Annotated in this window: 1 protein-coding gene; it reads left to right on the plus strand. The window is 35.4% G+C overall.

The genetic code is table 11. From position 1 onward, the window contains the following. Positions 1-151: 151 nt before the first annotated feature. Positions 152-1,117, plus strand: coding sequence for a transposase (locus KCG49_RS16290; RefSeq protein WP_218548016.1), 966 nt, complete (start codon positions 152-154; stop codon positions 1,115-1,117). Positions 1,118-1,148 lie beyond the last annotated feature (31 nt).

Here is a 1,148-nt window from a genome sequence, read left to right on the forward strand (position 1 = left end):
TAAGATTAGTATACACGGTGAAGCGATAACTTCGACAACAATGATAATCCCCTCTCTTTTCTACTTAAATATCGTTCAGTTCTGTGAGACCTAGATCTCGATTTTAAGTTGTTGATGAGTAAGTAGACTGTCCTTTCCAAATTCAGTTCTTATGACTAAAGATAAAGAAATTTATGGCATAGACATCAGTAAAAGTGTATTTGATGTATACAGTTTGCAAGGCGGCCACATTCAATTAAAAAATGATGACAAAGGTTTTAAATCACTTTTAAAAACCTTACCACAAAATACACTGGTAGTGATGGAGGCCACAGGCTATTATCATTATCGATTAGCGCAGTATCTACATTCACAGCGTATTGCTGTCTCGGTTGTTAATCCATTATCTGTAAAACGCTTTATCCAGATGCGCTTAGCCAAGGTAAAGACAGATAAGAGCGATGCAAAGGCGATCTGTGAATATGGCATGTTAAACGATGTTCCTTTGTACAATGCCTTAACAGATGTTCAAGCAGAATGTTTGCAGTTATTCAGGTTGTTAGATATATATATAAAGCAAAGTACAGCAACCAAGAACAAGATTAAAGGAGAAGAGGCCTTGGGCATACCATCACGTTTTGTATATCAATCGCTCAAAAGAAACCTGAGACATTTAAGTAAAGAGATAAGCACGTTGGAATCTAGACTCTTAGAATTGGTAAAAACAGAACAGCAAGAACAGTTGACACTTTTGAAAAGTATCCCAGGATTAGGTAGTAAAACAGCCTTATTTTTAATAGTGATCACAGATGGTTTTAACAAATTTGAAAATGCAAAACAATTGTGCAGCTATGTAGGCATTACACCAACCATACGAGAGTCTGGTAGTAGCATTAGAGGGAGAAGCAGGATAAGTAAAATTGGAAACAGAAAGCTAAGAAACCTACTGTTTTTATGTGCATTTTCGGCATGCAAGCATAATAAAGCTTGTAAGGAATTGTACGATAGGATAGTAGCAAAGGGAAAAAGTAAAAAACTAGCTCTAATCGCAGTAGCAAACAAACTTTTAAAACAAGCATTTGCTATAGCTAAATCGGGTTTGCCTTATGATGAAGGATATGTCTCAAAATTAAACTAAAAAGACTTGTTTTTTAACTCAGTTCTTTGTT

This window comes from Winogradskyella luteola, from assembly GCF_019203985.1.
Classification (GTDB): domain Bacteria; phylum Bacteroidota; class Bacteroidia; order Flavobacteriales; family Flavobacteriaceae; genus Winogradskyella; species Winogradskyella luteola.